Source organism: Acetobacter cerevisiae (genome assembly GCF_001580535.1).
Taxonomy (GTDB): domain Bacteria; phylum Pseudomonadota; class Alphaproteobacteria; order Acetobacterales; family Acetobacteraceae; genus Acetobacter; species Acetobacter cerevisiae.
In genome coordinates this window covers 1-759 of the sequence record NZ_LHZA01000011.1, presented here as the reverse complement: position 1 = coordinate 759, position 759 = coordinate 1, and the positions used below count along the sequence as shown (strand labels likewise).

At 57.4% G+C, this 759-nt stretch carries 1 protein-coding gene; it reads right to left on the bottom strand.

From position 1 onward, the window contains the following. Positions 1 to 596 (bottom strand): SDR family NAD(P)-dependent oxidoreductase (locus AD928_RS00065; RefSeq protein ID WP_233419865.1); only part of this gene is annotated, 596 nt, incomplete at its 3' end. Between the last annotated feature and the right edge of the window lie 163 nt (positions 597 to 759).

Genomic DNA, 759 nt, shown 5'->3' with positions numbered 1-759 from the left:
CTCAAGTGTGAGAAATCCGCGTCGACGATTGGTCGATCGTTCTCATCGACGAAGTGCGCCGTTCTCAGCATTTCCACGCCAATATGCGTTCCGAGATTTGTTGCCGCGATCCCGCCGGGGTGAAGCGAAAAGGCACGGATACCCTCATTCTTGCCGCGTTGGTCGAGGGCGACTGCGAAAAGGATGTTGGCCGTCTTCGACTGGCCATAAGCCTTGAAGGGATCGTAGGCACGGTGTTCGAAGTTGATGTCGTCGAATACCACAGGCGAGAAACGGTGTCCGGCTGACGATACCGACACCACGCGCGCATCCCCGGCCCGTTTCAGTGCCGGCCAGAGCTGCAGGGTCAGCCGGAAATGACCAAGATGGTTGGTGGAGAATTGTAGCTCATTGCCCTGAGCGTCGTGCTTCAGTTCTGGCAGCGCCATGATGCCTGCATTGTTGATAAGCATATGCAGGGGGAGGCCCGATTCAACGAAATCATGCGCGAAGGCACCAATCGAGAGGGGATTGGTGAGGTCCATCGGTCGAACTTCCATGCCGCCGCCGACTTCGGCGATGGCTTTGCGTGCACGCTCGACATCCCGCGCTGGCACAATGACGCGCGCGCCCGCCGAGACGAGCGTGCGTGCTGTTTCGACGCGGATTTCTCACACTTGAGGCAATTTCGGGTCATTTTGTAGAATTCAGTCATCCCACAGGAGCCCGATCTGGAATATTGACGATATTCTGCTTCTGGCGGCGGGTTCTGAACGCAGT